Source organism: Pseudomonas sp. FG98, from assembly GCF_057808595.1.
Genome location: NZ_JBMDIJ010000073.1, coordinates 1 through 16,677, shown reverse-complemented (window position 1 = coordinate 16,677; position 16,677 = coordinate 1). Strand labels below are relative to the sequence as shown.

The window sequence follows — 16,677 nt, the reverse complement described above, 5'->3', positions numbered from 1 at the left end:
CGCCAGCTCCCACAGGTTCCTGTGTCGGGCCTGGATCCTGCGGCTGACCCGGAACCCTGTGGGAGCTGGCATTGCCAGCGATTCGGGCATCAACGCCTGCCGGCGTAGCGCTGCGCCAACACCGCACAGACCATCAACTGGATCTGGTGAAACAGCATCAACGGCAGGATCAGCGCACCCACCGCACTCCCGGCGAACAGCAACTGGGCCATCGGCACACCGGTGGCCATGCTCTTTTTCGAGCCGGCGAACAGAATGGTGATGCGATCCTCCACGCTGAACCCGAGCCAGCGCCCCAGGCTGCGGGTGCACCAGAGCACCAGGGCGAGCAGCAGGCAACAGACCAGGGCCAGGCCCAGCAGCCGGGACGGCGGCACCGAATGCCACAGGCCGCTGACCACGGCATCGCTGAACGCCGTGTACACCACCAACAGGATCGAGCCCTGATCCACCGACTTCAACCAACTCCCATTGCGCGCCACCCAGGCGCCGATCCAGCGCCGCGCCAGTTGCCCGGCCACGAACGGCACCAGCAATTGCAGGACGATCGCCCCCACCGCCTGCAGGCTGGAACCGCTGTCGCCCTCCACGCCCATCAGCAGCATCACCAGCAGCGGTGTCAGCACGATTCCGAGCAAGCTGGACGCCGCCGCACTGCAGATCGCCGCCGGCACATTGCCCCGCGCCAGCGAGGTGAAGGCGATGGCCGATTGCACCGTGGCCGGCAAGGCGCACAGATAGAGCACGCCGAGGTACAGGGCATCGCCCACCAGCGGCAGGATCAGCGGTTTGAGCAGCAGTCCGAGCAGCGGGAACATGACGAAGGTGCAAGCGAACACCAGCAAGTGCAGGCGCCAGTGCCCGGCCCCGGCGATCACCGCCGCGCGGGACAGCTTGGCGCCGTGCAGGAAGAACAGCAGGGCAATGGCCAGATGGGTCAGGGTCGCGAAAAACGCCGCACCACTGCCGGATACCGGCAGCCAGGTGGCCAGGGCGATCACCGCGAGCAGGGCCAGGGTGAAATTGTCGAAGAGCAACCGCAGGTGTTTCATCGAGCGCTTCCAGGTGTTGAGGGCCAGGTGCGGGAGACGATAAGGTGTTCGCTACTTTCCGACTAACGCCAAAAAACCACTACTGTCGTCGAATGGACATCAAACCGTTGCACCTCGGAGACCTGAACGCCCTGCCCCGGCCCCTCTACGGGCAGCGCGACAGCCTGCCGAACATCGCCCTGGACTACCGCCATCGCCATCCCTGCGGCCAGCTTTCCCATGCCTTGCACGGGGTGTTGCAGGTGCGCACCGACGATGCCCGGCTGGTGGTGCCGCCGCACCGTGCGGTATGGATTCCTCCGGGCCTCGCGCACCGGGTCGATTGCACCCCGGACGCCTGCATCCGCAGCCTGTACATCGAACCGGCCCACGCCCCCTGGAGCGACGCCGAATGCCGGGTAATCGCCGTCGACCCGCTGCTGCGCGAGCTGATCCGCGCCTTTGGCGAGCTGCCGGTGGAATACGACGAGGAAGGTGCCGAGGGCCGTCTGGCTGCGGTCCTGCTGGATCGCCTGGGTCTGGCCGAGCCGCTCGATCTGGTCCTGCCGCAACCCCGCGATCCGCGCCTGCGCGCCCTGTGCCGCAAGGCCACGACCAGACCCTGGGCCGCTATCAGCCTGGAAGCGGCCAGCCGCAAGGCCGGGGTCAGCGAAAAGACCCTGAGCCGGTTGTTCCTCAAGGAAACCGGCATGACCTTCCGCACCTGGCGCCAGCGCATGCGCCTGGTCAGCGCGCTGCCGGCGCTGGAGCGTGGCGAACGGGTTACCGACGTGGCCCTGGCCTGCGGCTATGAATCGCTGTCGGCCTTCATCGCCGCTTTCGGCAAGCTGTTCGGCCTGTCTCCCGGCGAACTGGCCCGGGGTGGCAGCGTGCCGCAGGCCTGAATGAGAAGCGCTTGCTATGCTGGGCGCCGTATTCCCCGCTCATCAGAAAAAGGATTCGATCTTGAAAGCTGCCTGCGTACTACTCCTGGGCTTGCTGCCCTTCATGGCCAACGCCGCCGAAGTGGGCGAAAGCCTCAAGCCCTTTACCCTGAACGACCAGCACGATCAGGCCTTCACCCTCGATGCCGGCACCCGGGTATTGCTGGCGGCCAGCGACATGGACGGCGCCAAGCTGGTCAAGGCCGCCCTGGCCGATCAGCCAAAAGGCTGGCTGGAGGCACGCCACACGGTGTTCGTCGCCGATATCCAGGGCATGCCTTCGCTGATCGGCAAACTGTTCGCCATTCCGAAGATGCGCGACTACAGCTACCGCGTGGTGCTCGATCGTGAAGGCCAGGTGGTGCCGCAGTATGCCGTCGTGCCGGGCCAGGTGCAGTGGCTGCAACTGGACAACGGCAAGGTGCTGTCCAAGCAGTCGTTCAGCGATGCCGAAGCCCTGCGCAAGGCCCTCGCCGAACTGCCGCAAGGCTGAGCTTCATCCCTCCAGGCCGCGGTCCACGTACCAGGTCAGCGGCAAGGTCAGCAGCAGGGTCGCCGCCAGGGCCATCAAGGCCAGCGGCACCCCGCTCAAGTCGCCCAGACGCCCGAACACGATGGGCGCCAGCGCGCCCCCGCCGATGGTCCCGGTATAGAACAGGGCAAACGCCTGCTCGCGCCGGCCTGGCGCGGCCAGCTCCGGGACCACGCCATACAGCACCGACGAGGTGCCGTTGAGCACCAGGCCCAGCAACGGCAGCAGCATCATCAAGCCATTTAGCGGCAGGTACACCGCGGCGACGATCAGCGCAGCGGTCAGGGATTCGCTGAACCACACGGTTTTCAACAAGCCGATGCGCGCGCCCAGGTAGCCGCAGATCAGCTTGCCGAACGCACCGCCGATAAACAGCAGGGTCAGGGCCAGGCCGATGCCGGCGGTACCGGCGCCTTTGTCGCTGAGCAGGAACGGCAGGAAGGTGAGGAAACCCATGCGCACCGCACTGTCGAGAAAACCCGTGGCCAGCAGCGCGCGCAGGCCGCTGACCGAGCCGCTTCCCTCATCGGCTCCGGTCTTGCCGGCACTGGCCAGATGGCGCTCGACATCGCGTGGAATCAGCAGGTACATCGCCAACGCCGCCAGCAGCCCGAGTATCCCGGCCAGGGTCACGCTCAGGCGCCAGCTCATCACCGTGAGGGAGACGCCCACCAACGCAGGAATCAGGGTCTTGCCGATATCGCCGGCGAAGTTGTATTGCGACAGCGCCTGCTTGACCTGGCGTCCGGGCTCATGGGTATCGGTGACCAGCGACGACGCCAGCGGATGCTGGGTGCTGGCACCCAGTCCCCCCAGCACCAACGCCGCCATCAGCGCGATCAGGCCGCCGGCCTGCCCGGCCAACAGATAGGCCACGCCAACCAGCGCAGTACCGCCGACCAGCAGGGTTTCCCGACCAAAGCGCCTGGCCGCGCGACTGGCGAGCAACTGGAAGCCGGCCATGGTCGCCGAATAGGCACCGCGCATCAGGCCGATCTGGGCATAACTGAGGCCGAACTGAGCCTGCCAGATCGGCAGCAGCACATAGATCAGGTCGGTCAGGCCATCGTTCACCGCATGGGCGCCGCACGCCGCCAGCAGGGAGCGGCGGCGCGGTGAGGACAGTTCGGAGGGGGCGGAAACGGTGGCCGGGTTGGCGTCGGACATGATTGGCGATCCACTGCTCATTGGATCCAATCATTTAAACAGTAACAAAATATTAACGCGACCACCTTTTGCAGGTGATTCCGTCAGCCAGGAATTTCCGGATCCACCAGGTTGGCCAGCTGGTTCAGCGAGTCCTGCCAGCCCAGGTAGCAGCCTTCCAGGGGGATAAGGTCCGGCAGGCCTTCCTGGACGATATGCACCTCGGTGCCGCAGGAAACGCTCTTGAAGCTGATGGTGGCGGTGATTTCCCCGGGCAGGTTGGGGTCGTCGAAGCGGTCGGTGTAGCGGATTCGCTCGTTCAGCAGGAGTTCCTTGTACTCGCCGCCGAACACATGGCGCTGGCCGCTGGAGAAGTTGCTGAAGGACATCCGGTAGGTGCCGCCGACGCGGGCATCAAGATGCTCGACATGGCAGGTGAAACCATGGGGCGGCAGCCACTTGGCCATGGCGTCGGCATCGAGGAAGGCGCGGTAGACACGCTCCACGGGTGCCTTGAAGACACGGTGCAGGCGGACGGTATTGCTGCTCATGGGACGATTTCCTTGTGGTTTGCTCAGGCAAGGCTATGAGTGAAGCCCAGCCCGGCAAGCTCGTCCAGCCGCCCGCCTGCACCGTGGATGTCAGCGTTCGTCTTCGAAGTGATCGCTGACCAGGATCGCCCGCGCCAGCTCTTCATCGCTGGCCTGAAGGCCGGGATTTTCCTGACGCACGCGCTGCAGCACCGACTCCAGGTAAGCCCCGCGGATCGCGCCGCCGCTGGCCACGAAGCTGGACGCCTCGTCCCGGGCCGGGATGATGCGCTTGTCGTCCTTGAAGGTGGAATACAGCGAAGCCGACACACCGGCCGAGGTGGCAACATCACCTGCGTCCACCCGGGCCAGCGCCGACCCGAAAGGCAGGCAAAGCAACAATGAAGAAACGAGCAATGTACGCCGCATGACGGAGTCCTCCGGTCTACCTGAACGGAATTGTCAGGTATTACTCAGTCTAGGATGCGTTTGCCGGGGTCGGAGTTCCCTAGTCACTTCTGCTAGGGTGGCGGTTTTTGCCATGGACCTTTCGCCAATGCGTTTCCCTGCCCTGCTCCTGCTGTGTGCCTGCCCGCTTCTTGTCCATGCTGATCCCGAACTCGACCGGCAGGTCCGCGATGCGGCGCGGCAGGTCATGCGCGACAACGGCATCCCCGGCCTGGCCATTGCCATCACCGACCACGGCAAGCAGTACTTCTACGAATTCGGCGTCGCCGACAAGGCCAGCAGCCAGGCGGTAAGCCGCGACACCCTGTTCGAACTCGGCTCGATCAGCAAGACCTTCACCGCCACCCTGGCGGCGCGCGCCCGGATCGAAAACCGGCTGTCATTGCAGGCGCAGGTGGCCGACTACCTGCCGGAGCTGAGCGGCACACCGTTCGGTGCCCTGAGCCTGCTCAACCTGGCGACCCACAGCAACGGCGGGATGCCGCTGCAGGTTCCCGATGCGGTTACAAACCAGGCGCAGTTGTTCGCCTGGCTCAAGCAATGGCGACCGGAGCATCGGCCGGATGCCTGGCGCGCCTACGCCAACCCGAGCATCGGCATGCTGGGGGTAATTACCGCGCAACAACTGGGCACCCCCTTCAGCACGGCCATGCAGGAGCAACTGTTGCCGGGGCTCGGGCTCAAGCACACCTTCATCCAGGTCCCTGCGCAGCAGCAACTGCTGTATGCCTGGGGCTATGACCGCGACCAGGCGCCAGTACGGGTCAATCCCGGAGTGCTGGCGGACGAAGCCTACGGCATGAAAAGCAGCAGCAGCGACATGCTGCGCTATGTCGAAGCCCATCTTGGCCGCGTCGAGCTGGCGGCGCCGCTGAAGCAGGCGCTGGACGACACCCGTCGGGGTTACTACCAGCGTGGCGCAATGACCCAGGACCTGATCTGGGAACAGTACGACTACCCGTTGACCCTGCAGACCCTGCTGGACGGCAACGACAACCGCTATGCCCTGGCAGGCACGCCGGTCACCGCGATCCAGCCGCCACGGGCACCACAGTCGAAGGTCTGGGTGAACAAGACCGGTGCCACCAATGGCTTTGGCGCCTACGTGGCCTTCGTGCCGGAGCAGCAGCGTGGAGTGGTATTGCTGGCCAACCGCAATTACCCGAATGCTGAGCGGGTGAAGCTGGCCTGGCGCTTGTTCGAGTTGCTTGATCGGTAGGGTGAATGGTCCTGTTGTTGACGGCCTTATTGCTGCGTGGGTATCTACACATCTCGCTCAGGCCCAATGCGGACCTTGTGGGAGCGGGTTCACCCGCGATTACGTCGGTGACTTCACTACCGCAATCGCGGGTAAACCCGCACCCACAGGGTCCGCGTCGCTTTTAGACCTGTTCTCTGCCCGAGAGCGCAGCCTGAAAGGCTGGGCCGACTCCCACGGAATACGCGTTACCTTGCCGCCCCTGGTATTTAGCTGGGGACGAAATGTGTAGATACCCTTGCCAGCGACAGGGCCATGAAGGATTCAGCGTGCCAACGCCTCCACCACGAACTCCAGGCGATCCTGGCCAAAGAACATCTCCTCCCCGACAAAGCAGCTCGGCGCGCCGAATACCCCACGGCGCACGGCTTCCTCGGTGACGCTCTTCAACGCGGCCTTGACCTCGGGGTCCGTGACCAGCGCTTCGAACCCGCCCGGCTCGAACCCTGCGGCCTCCAGCACCTGCTCAACCACAACCGGATCACCCAGATTGCGCCCTTCGGCCCACATCGCCTGGTACATCGCCGCCAGCCAGGCGTCGAAACGCTGCGGCTGGCGCATCTGCACGCCGATCGCCGCGCGCATCAGGTTCAGGGTGTTGATCGGAAAATGTTCGCTGAACTTCAACGGCACGCCATAACGCCGGGCGTAACGCTGCAGGTCGCGGGCAAAGTAGCGGCCCTTGGCCGGGATCATCGCCGGCGAACTGTTGCCGGTGGCCTGGAACACCCCGCCCAGCAGCATCGGCCGCAGCAGCAGTTGCGCACCCTGTTCGGCGCAGATCCGTGGCAGTTGGGTCCAGGCCAGGTAACTGGCCGGGCTGCCCAGATCGAAGAAGAATTCGACGGTCTTGCTCATGACATCAGGTCCTTGTGCTGAGGTGACTGTGGCGAAGGCGACTTACCAGCGTTCCATCCACGGACGCAGGTCGAGCTCGAAGGTCCAGGCATCCCGCGGCTGGGCGTGCAGGTGCCAGTAGTTGTCGGCGATATGGGCGGGGTCGAGGATGCCGTCCTGGTCCTTCAGTGCATAGCGCTCAGGGAAGCTGTCGCGGATGAAGGCGGTGTCGATGGCGCCATCCACGACGATATGCCCGACATGGATGTTCCGTGGCCCCAATTCACGGGCCATGCTCTGGGCCAGCGCGCGGATGCCGTGCTTGGCCCCGGCGAAGGCAGCGAATCCGGCAGCACCCCGCAGGCCGGCAGTGGCACCGGTAAAGAGGATAGTGCCGCGCTCCCGGGCGACCATACGCCGCGCCACCGCCTGGGCCGTGAGGAAGCCGGCAAAGCAGGCCATTTCCCAGATCTTGAAGTATTTGCGCGGGGTTTCTTCAAGGATGCTGCAGGGCACGTTGGCGCCGATGTTGAAGACAAAGGCCTCGATCGGGCCGATGCTGCTTTCGATCTGCTCGACCAGCGCCGTCACCTCCTCTTCCTTGCGCGCGTCGGAGCCGAAGCCATGGGCCTGGCCACCTTCGGCGCGGATCTCGTCGAGCAGCGGCTGCAGCTTGTCGGCACTGCGCCGGGTCACGCAGGCAATGTAGCCTTCGCGGGCAAAGCGCTTGGCAATCGCCCCGCCCGTGGCATCGCCAGCGCCGATCACCAGTACGACTTTGTTGTTTTCGCTCATGGGTGTCGCCTCATGGATGAATGATCGTTTAGTAAACGAACGCTATGCTATGATCCTGAGCTTCGTCAAGCGGACGATCGAGGATTTCCCAGTGCGCTATTCCACCGAACACAAGGAACAGACCCGGCAAAAGCTGGTGCAGAGCAGTGGCGCCATCGCCAAGCAGGGTGGCTTCTCCGCCACCGGGGTCGCCGGGCTGATGAAGGCCATCGGCCTGACCGGCGGAGCGTTCTACAACCACTTCCCGTCCAAGGATGACCTGTTCAGCGAGATCGTCCGCCAGGAGTTGTCCAACAGCTATATCAACCTGCGCGCCCGCAGCGGCGGCCTGACCCGCGACACCCTGCAGCGCTGCCTTGATCAGTACCTGAGCATGGCTCACCTGCACAATCCGCAAAGCGGCTGCGCGATTCCGACCCTGGGGGCGGAAATCGCCCGGGCCGATATAGCTGTGCGCGAGGAAGCGGAACATTGGCTGGTCACCCTGCACCAGGCTTGGGCCGAGACCTTGAACGATGGCGCGCTGGCCTGGGCCATGCTCAGCCAGTGCGTGGGCGCCCTGCTGATCGCGCGGATGCTGGCGGGGGAAGACACCCAGCTGGCCGTGTTGCAAGCCAGCCGGGGCTTTTTGCAGAAGGCGCTGGACGCAGCACCCTGAAGAAAATCAGTGCAGATCGTTGCGCCGGTACAGGCTCAGGCCCACCGCCAGGACGGCGAGCATGCCGGCACAGCCACGGTTGATCCACTGCATGACCCGCGCCGAGAACGCCCGCACCGCATGCCGGCCGCCCAGGGCATAGACGATCATCACCAGGCAATCCAGGGAGGCGGTGATCACCGCCAGGATCAGGTATTGCTGCGCTACCGGCTGGTCCGCGCGGATGAACTGCGGCAGGAACGCCGAGAAGAACAGCAGGCCCTTGGGGTTGGACAAGCCGACGATCAGGGCACGGAAAAAGGTCGAGCGGCCACTGACCGCCGTCGCCCCGCCGCTGACCCCGAGCGCACGCACCGGCGCCCGCCACAGCACCACCGCCAGGTACAGCAGGTACGCCGCGCCCACCCACTTGACCAGGCTGAACAGATGCTCCGAAGCCTGCAGCAAGGCACCCAGGCCGCAGCCCACCGCAGCCACCAGGATCAGGTCGGAGAGCATCGCCCCGGCCATGCCGAATCCGGCCACGCGCATGCCGTGGGTGGCGCCATTGTTGAGTGCCAACAGCATGGCCGGGCCGGGAGTGATCATCACCGCGCTGGCGGCGATGACGTACAGCAGAAGAGTCGAGGCGTCCATGACGGCTCCAGGCAGATCAAAGCGCGCAGGATGCCTGTGCAGTGGCCAGGGCTCAAGCCCTCGAAGATTTTTTCGGCAACACCCAACCAAAGCGGGAAATCCCGGTCAAACTGGCCACCCCCGACATAACGGCAGGAGTCCTGTCTTGAGTTCCCGGCTGTCCCCTTCGCTGCTCCTCGGCGTGCTTCTTGTCCTCGCTACCCCGACGCCTGCTGCCACGCCGGCCCAGGGCCAGGCCGACGACCTGTTCACCCTGCTCGACAATGTCGCCCGCATGGCCTCCTCGGGCCTGGCCAACTGGCTCAGGCTGTCGCGGGAAACCGCAGTAAACGCGGGCGTGGAGCCGATTCCCCTGGATATCCGTGTGCAACTGGAACCCTGGTATGACTTCCAGGTGCTGGATGCCGTCCGCTACCAGGTCGGCAACCCCGAGCAACTGGATGCCGCCAGCGCCTTCCTGCAGAACCCGGACGTGGCGGCGGTGACCCTGGTGGATGTGATCGTCTTCCGCAATGCTGCGGACGCCCGCGACAACGTCGCCCTCTGGGCCCACGAACTCAAGCATGTACAGCAATACCAAGAGTGGGGCGTGGACGACTTTGCCGCGCGCTACACCCGCAACTACGAGGCCGTGGAAGCGCCGGCCTACGCAATCCAGGCCGAAGTGGCCAAGGCCCTTCGTCCTGCCCCGAGTGGTTCGCTTGCGGGGCACTGAGTGAGCGTTTTGCCCCCTGCAATGTAACTGGTCCGTCAGCCTGATTACCCTAGGTCTGTCAGGCAAGATCCCGGCACACAGCTATCTGCGCGCCGATTCCTACGAAAAGCGCCCCAGCACTTCTTGTAGGAATTTTCATCAAACAAGGCGGAATTGTTCCACGCCTCTATACTTGACGTACTCATCGAACCTGATTCGACGTATCGTGAGCGGCCCGCCTGAACCGGTGGTTTCCCCTCCTGAGTGACTCGGGAAAAATCCATTCCTGATGCAGGAGTTTCCACACGATGAACAAGATCCTGATCGTCGACGATCACCCCACCATCCGCTTTGCCGCCCGTCTGCTGATGGAGCGCGAGGGCTACGAGGTTGTCGGTGAAGCGCATGACGGGGTCAGCGCGGTCAGCCTCAGCCAGGAACATGAGCCCGAAGTGGTTCTGCTCGACCTCGGCCTGCCTCGCCTCGATGGTCTCAGTGTGCTGGAGCGCCTGCGCGCGCTCGACCCAGCACCACGGATCATGGTGTTCACCGGCCTGCCGCCACGCCTGTTCGCCAAACGCTGCATCGAAGCGGGCGCCTCGGCGTTCGTGCGCAAGGACGAAGACCTGGCGATCCTCATCGGCGCGACCCGGGCCGTGCTCAGCGGCTACTCCTACCTGCCCGACGCCCTGCGCCTGACCCCGCGCTCGCAAACCGAGGAGGATCGCCTGGACCGCCTGTCCAACCGCGAGTTCGAAGTGATGCGGCTGTTGGCCAAGGGCGCGACCAACAACGAAATCGCCGAAGCGATGATCCTCAGTTCCAAAACCATCAGCACCTACAAGACCCGCATCATGGACAAGCTCCAGGTGAAATCCCTGGCGGAGCTGCTGGACCTGGCCAACCGTCGCGGCATGATCTGACCGGCGGATGAAAGCCCTGCCCCTGCTGGTCATCGGCCTGGTTCTGTTGACCCCCTCGCTGCTGAACGCCCAGGACGGGACCCCGCGACAACTCCTCGGCCGCTCCCTGAGCAGCAGCGCACCGCCAGTCCTCAGCGCTGCCGATCGGCAATGGCTGGAGCGCAAGCAGGTGCTGCGCCTGGGCACTTCGGCGCCGGACTACCCGCCCTTCGACATCAATGTCAGCCAGCACGACTACGAGGGCCTGACCGCCGACTACGCCGGACTGCTCGGCGAGCAGTTGAAGACCACCCTGGAGGTCTTGCACTACCCCAGCCGCAGCGCAGCGATACGTGCCCTGCAGCGCGGCGAGATCGACCTGCTCGGCAGCGCCAACGGCTTCGAAGAAGCCAATGCCGAACTGCTGCTCAGCCTGCCCTATGCCGACGACCAGGCAATCATCGCCACGCCGCTGGGCAAGCCGCGCAATCCTGCCGACGAACTGGCCGGCGCACGGGTGGCCATGGTCGATCACTACCTGCCGGTAGAACGCATCCGCCAGGTCTACCCCCAGGCCCGGCTGCAACTCTACGCGTCGAGCATGGCGGCACTCTCGGCGCTGACCCAGGGCGACGCCGACGCCTTTATCGGCGACGCCATCAGCTCCGACTACCTGATCGGCAACCATTACCGCGACAGCGTACAGATCGCCTGGTACGTCAAACCTTTGCGCTCGTCCTTCAGCTTCGCCCTGGAACACGACAACAGCACCCTGCTGCGGGTTATCGACCAGGCCCTGGCAAGTCTCTCGGAGAGCGACCGGATCAATGTCGCGCGGCGCTGGAGCAACGGTCTCAACAGCCCGCTGCTGAACCGTGGCGTCTTGCACCTGAGCGCCGAGGAGCAGGACTGGATCCGCCGCCATCCAACGCTGAAGGTGGTGATCAACAAGTACTTCGCGCCACTGACCTTCCTCGACGACAAGCAGCAGTTCCGCGGCATCACCGCCGACCTTCTGGAGCAGATCAGCCTGCGCACCGGCTTGCGCTTCCAGACCCTCGAAGCCGCGAGCGTGGCGGAGATGATCCATCTGGTTGAAAGTGGCCAGGCCGATATGATCGCCGCCCTGCCCTACGGCGGCGAACGCGCCCGCGGCCTGACCTTCACCCGCCCCTACCTGACCACGCCGCGGGTGCTGGTCACCTCCATCCGCCCCGATGCCCCGGACACCGCCGAAGACTTGCAGGGCAAGCGCCTGGCGCTGATTCGCGGTACGCCGTTCGCCGATACCCTGCGCCGCGAGCATCCCGACATCGAACTGATCGAAGTGGACGACCCGCTGGCCCTGATGGAGTACGTGGCCCAGGGCCGTGCCGACGCCGCGATCAGTTCGCAGATCAATGCCGCCTACTTCATCAGCCGCCTGTTCAAGGACCGCCTGCGCATCGCCGCGCTGCTGGATGACAGCCCGGCCACCGCGGCCTTCGCCACCGCCCGTGGCGACAACCGATTGCACAGCATCCTCGACAAGACCCTGCTGAGCATCGAGCCGGACGAAATGACCCTGCTCGCCAACCGCTGGCGCACCAACGCCCTGATCAGCGACAACCCCTGGCGCAACTACCGCGGGCTGGTCCTGCAGATCCTGCTGGCAGCCGGTTTGGCGATTGCCGCGGTGGTCCTGTGGAATCGCTACCTGCGCCGCCTGATCGCCCAGCGCAGCGCCGCCGAACAGGCCCTGCAACAGCAATTGCAGATCACCGAGGGCCTGCTGCACGAACTGCGCCTGGCCAAGGAACAGGCCGACAGCGCCAACCATGCCAAGAGCACCTTCCTCGCCACCATGAGCCATGAAATCCGCACGCCGATGAACGCGGTAATCGGCCTGCTCGAACTGGCCCTGAAGGATGCCCGGCAGGGGCGCATCGACCAGCCGTCGTTGCAGGTCGCCTTCGACTCTGCCAGCGCCCTGCTCGAACTGATCGGCGATGTCCTCGACATCGCCCGCATCGAGGCCGGCCATATGGCCCTTGCGCCCGAGCCCACCGATCTGCCGGCGCTGGTTCGCGCCACCGCCCGGGTGTTCGAGAGCAGCGCGCGGCTCAAGGGCCTGGAACTGCGCCTCGCCCTGCCGAGCGCCACCCGACCGCTGGCAGTGGACCCCCTGCGCCTGCGCCAGGTGCTGGCCAATCTGCTAAGCAACGCGATCAAGTTCACCGAGCACGGGGACGTGCGCGTCGAGTTGATAGTGGAAGCGCAGGAGCATGGTGCACAGGTCAAACTGGTGGTGGAAGACAGCGGCATCGGCATCAGCACCGCGGACCAGGCACGCCTGTTCAGCCCCTTCGCCCAGGCCGGGCAACAGCCGGCTGGCCAGGGCAGCGGACTGGGCCTGGTGATCAGCCGGACCCTGTGCGAATTGATGGGCGGCACATTGCACCTGTCCAGCGAACCCGAACAAGGCAGCCGCGCCGAAGTGATCCTGTCGCTGCCCTGGGCCGGCGCGCAGGAATGCGCACCGCCGGACGCACCGCAAAGCCCGGCCAGCACCACAGCACTGGACATCCTGGTGGTGGATGACTACCCGGCCAACCTGATGCTGCTGGGCAAGCAGCTGGATGTGCTCGGCCACCGCGTCAGCCAGGCGGACAATGGCACTCTCGCCTTGCAGATGTGGCGCGATGGCGATTTCGACGTACTGATCACCGACTGCAACATGCCGGGCATGGACGGCCATCAACTGGTGCGTGCGGTACGCGCCGAAGAACTCAGCGACAAGCGCCGGCGCTGCCTGATCCTCGGCCTGACCGCCAACGCCCAGGCCGAGGAGCGCGAGCGCTGCCTGGCCTCGGGGATGGACGACTGCCTGTTCAAGCCGATCGGGCTGGGCGCCTTGCGCAGCCACCTCGGCGCCTTGCAGCCCCTGGCAGTGGAAGACGACAGCGGCTTCGACCTCGATGAACTGCGCCACCTGACCCAGGATGACCCGCAGATGATCAGGCGGCTGGTGGAGCAACTGGCCCGCAGTACCGAGGAGGACCTGGCGGCGTTGCGCAAGCTGGGGCCGGACACTCCCCTCGCCCAGCTGAAGGCCCTGGCCCACAGGATTCGCGGAGGCATGAAGATGCTCAAGGCGCGCGGGCTGGTAGCGCACTGCGATGCCCTCGAACAGGGCTGTGCCGAAGGTCTGGAGGATCAGCAGTTGCAGGCGCTGAAGGCCCGACTGGAGGGAAGCCTGGAGAGATTGCTGACGCGCCTGGCGACCGGGGGCTGAGCAGGACGGTTTACACAAACCGTCCGTGCGGCGCGATCCAGGTAGGAGCTGCTTTAGCTGCGATGGACCGCGCCAGCGGTCCCAAAACCATCCCGCACGAGTCTCTGACCAAGCCGAATCATGGATTCACATTGTCCGGCCTGACGCGTTTCTCCAGGCTCACTGGAGAGACAGGATTTGGGACCGCTGCGCGGTCCATCGCAGCTAAAGCAGCTCCTACCGGGACCGCGTCGGTCTTTGCTCAAGATGTGTAGATACCCATACTAAAAATCAGTGCAGTTGCAAGGTCGAACTGATCTGGCTGATCGCATCCACCACATGCTGCGAGCCTTGCTGGATTTCCAGGATCACCTCGCCCGCCTCGTTGGCCAGCTCCACCCCAAGCCCGGTGCGGCTCAGGCTGGATTGCATGCTGGCCACCGCGCTCAACGACAAATCATGGTTCTGCCGCACCACCTCGACGATCTCCACCGTGGCCTTGCTGGTGCGTGCCGCAAGATTGCGCACCTCCTCGGCGACCACGGCGAACCCGCGCCCGTGCTCACCGGCCCGGGCCGCTTCGATGGCCGCATTCAGCGCCAGCAGGTTGGTCTGGTCGGCGATGCCGCGGATGGTCAGGACGATCTTGCCGATCAGCTCCGACTGACGACTCACCGCATCGATGCTGCGCGCCGCTTCATTGAGGTCGTGGGAAATCTCTTCGATCACATGCACCGTCTGCTGCACCACCTCCGAGCCCTTGCGCGCGCAGGCGTCGTTCTGCACCGAAGTTGCATGGGCGGCCTCGGCGGCAGACTGCTGGGTGCAGACCTGGTGGGTGATGTCGCTGGCGAACTTGACCACCTTGTACAGCCGGCCGTTGGTATCGAAGATCGGGTTGTACGAAGCTTCCAGGTAGACCATCTGCCCCAGCTTGTTGACCCGCTCGAAACGGTGCGAGTGGTATTCGCCGCGATTGAGCGAGGCCCAGAAGGCCTTGTAGTCCGCCGATTCGCTTTCGCTCTTGTGGCAGAACAGGCTGTGGTGCTGACCGACCACCTCGTCGAGGCGGTAGTGCATGGTGTGCAGGAAGTTGTCGTTGGCCTTGATCACCCGCCCTTCCGGAGTGAACTCGATCACCGCCATGGAGCGGCCGATCGCGTTGAGCAGGCAGTCGGCCTCGTGCTCATGGACCACCCGCGCGGTGATATCGCTGGCCACCTTGATGATACTGGTGACGACGCCATTGCTGCCGAACACCGGCATGTAGCTGGCTTCCAGCCAGATTTCCTGGTGCCTGCGGTTGAGCCTGAGAAAGGTGCCACTACGGGGCTCGCCACGGGCCAGGTCGCGCCAGAGCTGGCGGTATTCCTCGCCCTTGGTGTAGGCCTCCTCGCAGAAGATCCGGTGATGCTGGCCGCGGATCTCGTCGAGGCTGTAGCCCATGGCTTTGCAAAAATGCTCGTTTGCGTCGAGTACTACTCCATCGGGACTGAACTCGATCATGGCCATGGAATGGCTGATCGCTGCCAGCTTGGCGTTGGCTTCAGCCAGCGCCCGATTACACCGCTCGATTTCTGCCAGATCCGATTTGCGATGGGAGTCGAACATGTCACGCACACTCCATTGGCGGAATTGTGCTCAGCATAGATGGGCCAAGGCGCCTCGCAAGCGCGCTACCCCGACCATTTATCGGCTGTTTCAGCTGCTTTCGCGGGTCATCAGGGTAAAACCGAGGTCCTGGCGCGCGTTTTTTCGCGGCTTGCCATCGAGCAGATCGAGCAGCGCCTCGGCCGCCTGCCGCCCGACCGCAGCCAGCGGCGTGCGCACCGAGCTCAGGCGCGGCACCATGTGCGCCGAGGCCGGCAGGTCGTTGAAACCGACCATCGCCACCTGCTCCGGCACCCGAACGCCCTGGCGCTGGGCCTGGAACATCGCGCCGTGGGCCAGGTCGTCGTTGCAGAAAAAGATCCCGTCGATATCGTCATGGGCAGCCATCAGTTGGCTGAACAGCTCGCCGCCCAGGCCGATGGACGAAGGCTGCGGTACCAGCAGCTCCAGTGCCGGATCATGCAGCCCGGCCTCGCGCAGCGCCTGGCGGAAGCCCTCGGCACGCTGCAGCACCCGGGAGTCGAGCTGGGCGGCGATAAAGCCAAGGCGGCGGCGACCGCGCTCGATCAGATGGCGGGCCACGGCATGGCCGGCCTCGTACTGGGAAAAGCCCACCGACAGCACATCCGGGTCGTCAGCCAGTTCCATCATGTGCACGCAAGGTACCCGGCTCAGCGCGAGCATCTGCCGCGCCGCCTCGCTCTGTTCGAAACCTGTGAGCAGCAGGCCGCGGGGCTGATGGGCGAGGTAATGGCGGATCAGGCTTTCTTCTTCGGCGGCATCGTAGTGAGTGTTGCCGATCATCACTTCCAGCCCGCGCGGGCGCAGGACCTCATGGATGGCATCGAGGGTTTCGACGAACAGCTGGTTGGACAGCGACGGAATCAGCACCGCCACCGACTGGCCCTGGGCCGAGGCCAGGGCACGGGCAGCGGGGTTGGCCACATAGCCCAGCTGGGCAGCAGCGATACGGACCTTCTCCACCAGCTCCGGCGCCACCGTGGCCACCCCGCGCAGGGCCCTGGAGACGGTGATCGGCGACACTCCGGAAAGCCGGGCGACTTCGGCCAGGGTGGGGCGGCCGGTGGTGCGGGAAGTGCTGCGGGACATGGTGGCTCGGCGGGAATGCGGGAAAGGCGGCAAGGTTAGTGGGGCCAGGATTGGCTGGCAAGGCAATCCACTTGGGGTGGTGCTGATGGCCTCATCGCTGCATGGGTATCTACACAACTTGAGACCAACCACAAAGCCACAGGTCGCCGTGTACCTGTGGGGGCTGTTAGCCGCGATTGGCCGCAAAGCGGCCATGAAACCTGTGCCCTCGGTGTGCCAGGCAGGTCTGGGACTCAGGTTTTACGACGGCTTCGCCGCCGATCGCGGCTAAC

Annotated in this window: 15 protein-coding genes and 2 pseudogenes; 7 read left to right on the top strand and 10 right to left on the bottom strand. The window is 64.9% G+C overall.

Annotation, left to right across the window (positions count from 1 at the left end; genetic code table 11):
- Positions 1 to 89 precede the first annotated feature (89 nt).
- Positions 90 to 1,052, bottom strand: a complete 963-nt coding sequence (locus ACODSK_RS26555; RefSeq protein WP_489020194.1) for a bile acid:sodium symporter family protein — start codon at positions 1,050 to 1,052, stop codon at positions 90 to 92.
- 92 nt (positions 1,053 to 1,144) lie between these two features.
- On the opposite strand from ACODSK_RS26555, the gene ACODSK_RS26550 reads away from it, so the two are divergent.
- Together ACODSK_RS26550 and ACODSK_RS26545 are read left to right on the top strand one after the other, a co-directional pair.
- Positions 1,145 to 1,936 carry an AraC family transcriptional regulator gene (locus ACODSK_RS26550; protein WP_489020193.1) on the top strand — a complete coding sequence of 264 codons (792 nt, stop codon included), beginning with the start codon at positions 1,145 to 1,147 and terminating at the stop codon, positions 1,934 to 1,936.
- A 61-nt stretch (positions 1,937 to 1,997) separates the two neighbouring features.
- Positions 1,998 to 2,468 carry an FAD/FMN-containing dehydrogenase gene (locus ACODSK_RS26545; RefSeq protein WP_489020191.1) on the top strand — a complete coding sequence of 157 codons (471 nt, stop codon included), beginning with the start codon at positions 1,998 to 2,000 and terminating at the stop codon, positions 2,466 to 2,468.
- A gap of 3 nt (positions 2,469 to 2,471) precedes the next feature.
- Here ACODSK_RS26545 and ACODSK_RS26540 read toward each other — a convergent pair whose 3' ends face one another.
- From ACODSK_RS26540 to ACODSK_RS26530, 3 genes are all read right to left on the bottom strand, one after another.
- The gene (locus tag ACODSK_RS26540; RefSeq protein ID WP_489020189.1) at positions 2,472 to 3,674 is read right to left on the bottom strand and encodes an MFS transporter; all 1,203 of its coding nucleotides are present in this window, start codon (positions 3,672 to 3,674) and stop codon (positions 2,472 to 2,474) included.
- An 83-nt stretch (positions 3,675 to 3,757) separates the two neighbouring features.
- Positions 3,758 to 4,204, bottom strand: a complete 447-nt coding sequence (locus ACODSK_RS26535) for an SRPBCC family protein (protein WP_489020187.1) — start codon at positions 4,202 to 4,204, stop codon at positions 3,758 to 3,760.
- Positions 4,205 to 4,294: 90 nt separating this feature from the next.
- Positions 4,295 to 4,612 (bottom strand): DUF2388 domain-containing protein, encoded by a 318-nt coding sequence (locus ACODSK_RS26530; protein WP_489020185.1) that lies wholly within the window; start codon positions 4,610 to 4,612, stop codon positions 4,295 to 4,297.
- A gap of 127 nt (positions 4,613 to 4,739) precedes the next feature.
- Here ACODSK_RS26530 and ampC point away from each other — a divergent pair, with 127 nt between their 5' ends.
- A complete protein-coding gene (gene ampC, locus ACODSK_RS26525; protein ID WP_489020183.1) occupies positions 4,740 to 5,870 on the top strand; it encodes a class C beta-lactamase in 1,131 nt (376 codons plus the stop codon).
- A gap of 303 nt (positions 5,871 to 6,173) precedes the next feature.
- Here the strand turns inward: ampC and ACODSK_RS26520 are convergent, their stop codons facing one another.
- Positions 6,174 to 6,767 carry a 2-hydroxychromene-2-carboxylate isomerase gene (locus ACODSK_RS26520; RefSeq protein ID WP_489020181.1) on the bottom strand — a complete coding sequence of 198 codons (594 nt, stop codon included), beginning with the start codon at positions 6,765 to 6,767 and terminating at the stop codon, positions 6,174 to 6,176.
- 42 nt (positions 6,768 to 6,809) lie between these two features.
- Positions 6,810 to 7,541 carry an SDR family oxidoreductase gene (locus ACODSK_RS26515; RefSeq protein WP_489020179.1) on the bottom strand — a complete coding sequence of 244 codons (732 nt, stop codon included), beginning with the start codon at positions 7,539 to 7,541 and terminating at the stop codon, positions 6,810 to 6,812.
- A gap of 91 nt (positions 7,542 to 7,632) precedes the next feature.
- On the opposite strand from ACODSK_RS26515, the gene ACODSK_RS26510 reads away from it, so the two are divergent.
- On the top strand, positions 7,633 to 8,199 hold the full coding sequence (locus ACODSK_RS26510) for a TetR/AcrR family transcriptional regulator (RefSeq protein WP_489020225.1): 567 nt from the start codon (positions 7,633 to 7,635) through the stop codon (positions 8,197 to 8,199).
- A 6-nt stretch (positions 8,200 to 8,205) separates the two neighbouring features.
- On the opposite strand, the gene ACODSK_RS26505 is transcribed toward ACODSK_RS26510, so the two are convergent.
- Positions 8,206 to 8,835 carry a LysE family translocator gene (locus ACODSK_RS26505; protein ID WP_489020177.1) on the bottom strand — a complete coding sequence of 210 codons (630 nt, stop codon included), beginning with the start codon at positions 8,833 to 8,835 and terminating at the stop codon, positions 8,206 to 8,208.
- Positions 8,836 to 8,980: 145 nt separating this feature from the next.
- Between ACODSK_RS26505 and ACODSK_RS26500 the strand changes: the two genes are divergently transcribed.
- The 3 genes from ACODSK_RS26500 (at position 8,981) to ACODSK_RS26490 (ending at position 13,705) form a co-directional block, all read left to right on the top strand.
- Positions 8,981 to 9,550 carry an eCIS core domain-containing protein gene (locus ACODSK_RS26500; protein WP_489020176.1) on the top strand — a complete coding sequence of 190 codons (570 nt, stop codon included), beginning with the start codon at positions 8,981 to 8,983 and terminating at the stop codon, positions 9,548 to 9,550.
- 287 nt (positions 9,551 to 9,837) lie between these two features.
- Complete coding sequence (locus ACODSK_RS26495; RefSeq protein ID WP_489020174.1) at positions 9,838 to 10,452, top strand: response regulator; 615 nt, start codon at positions 9,838 to 9,840, stop codon at positions 10,450 to 10,452.
- A 7-nt stretch (positions 10,453 to 10,459) separates the two neighbouring features.
- Positions 10,460 to 13,705 carry a transporter substrate-binding domain-containing protein gene (locus ACODSK_RS26490; RefSeq protein WP_489020172.1) on the top strand — a complete coding sequence of 1,082 codons (3,246 nt, stop codon included), beginning with the start codon at positions 10,460 to 10,462 and terminating at the stop codon, positions 13,703 to 13,705.
- 270 nt (positions 13,706 to 13,975) lie between these two features.
- Here the strand turns inward: ACODSK_RS26490 and ACODSK_RS26485 are convergent.
- The 3 genes and pseudogenes from ACODSK_RS26485 to gntR all read right to left on the bottom strand — a co-directional run.
- Positions 13,976 to 14,401 (bottom strand): annotated as a pseudogene (locus tag ACODSK_RS26485) (methyl-accepting chemotaxis protein); the annotation flags it as partial.
- Between the two features lie 111 nt (positions 14,402 to 14,512).
- Positions 14,513 to 15,295, bottom strand: a pseudogene (locus ACODSK_RS26480) (PAS domain-containing protein); the annotation flags it as partial.
- A 90-nt stretch (positions 15,296 to 15,385) separates the two neighbouring features.
- The gene (gene gntR, locus ACODSK_RS26475) at positions 15,386 to 16,405 is read right to left on the bottom strand and encodes an HTH-type transcriptional regulator GntR (protein ID WP_489020170.1); all 1,020 of its coding nucleotides are present in this window, start codon (positions 16,403 to 16,405) and stop codon (positions 15,386 to 15,388) included.
- Positions 16,406 to 16,677 lie beyond the last annotated feature (272 nt).

What these genes read in the sequence shown, in the direction of transcription:
- ACODSK_RS26495 (WP_489020174.1), top strand. Translation starts at nt 9,838, where the DNA reads ATGAACAAGATCCTGATCGTCGACGATCACCCCACCATCCGCTTTGCC.
- ACODSK_RS26515 (WP_489020179.1), bottom strand. Translation starts at nt 7,541, where the DNA reads ATGAGCGAAAACAACAAAGTCGTACTGGTGATCGGCGCTGGCGATGCC.
- ACODSK_RS26540 (WP_489020189.1), bottom strand. Translation starts at nt 3,674, where the DNA reads ATGTCCGACGCCAACCCGGCCACCGTTTCCGCCCCCTCCGAACTGTCC.
- ACODSK_RS26530 (WP_489020185.1), bottom strand. Translation starts at nt 4,612, where the DNA reads ATGCGGCGTACATTGCTCGTTTCTTCATTGTTGCTTTGCCTGCCTTTC.
- ACODSK_RS26520 (WP_489020181.1), bottom strand. Translation starts at nt 6,767, where the DNA reads ATGAGCAAGACCGTCGAATTCTTCTTCGATCTGGGCAGCCCGGCCAGT.
- ACODSK_RS26490 (WP_489020172.1), top strand. Translation starts at nt 10,460, where the DNA reads ATGAAAGCCCTGCCCCTGCTGGTCATCGGCCTGGTTCTGTTGACCCCC.
- ACODSK_RS26555 (WP_489020194.1), bottom strand. Translation starts at nt 1,052, where the DNA reads ATGAAACACCTGCGGTTGCTCTTCGACAATTTCACCCTGGCCCTGCTC.
- gntR (WP_489020170.1), bottom strand. Translation starts at nt 16,405, where the DNA reads ATGTCCCGCAGCACTTCCCGCACCACCGGCCGCCCCACCCTGGCCGAA.
- ACODSK_RS26550 (WP_489020193.1), top strand. Translation starts at nt 1,145, where the DNA reads ATGGACATCAAACCGTTGCACCTCGGAGACCTGAACGCCCTGCCCCGG.
- ACODSK_RS26505 (WP_489020177.1), bottom strand. Translation starts at nt 8,835, where the DNA reads ATGGACGCCTCGACTCTTCTGCTGTACGTCATCGCCGCCAGCGCGGTG.
- ampC (WP_489020183.1), top strand. Translation starts at nt 4,740, where the DNA reads ATGCGTTTCCCTGCCCTGCTCCTGCTGTGTGCCTGCCCGCTTCTTGTC.
- ACODSK_RS26535 (WP_489020187.1), bottom strand. Translation starts at nt 4,204, where the DNA reads ATGAGCAGCAATACCGTCCGCCTGCACCGTGTCTTCAAGGCACCCGTG.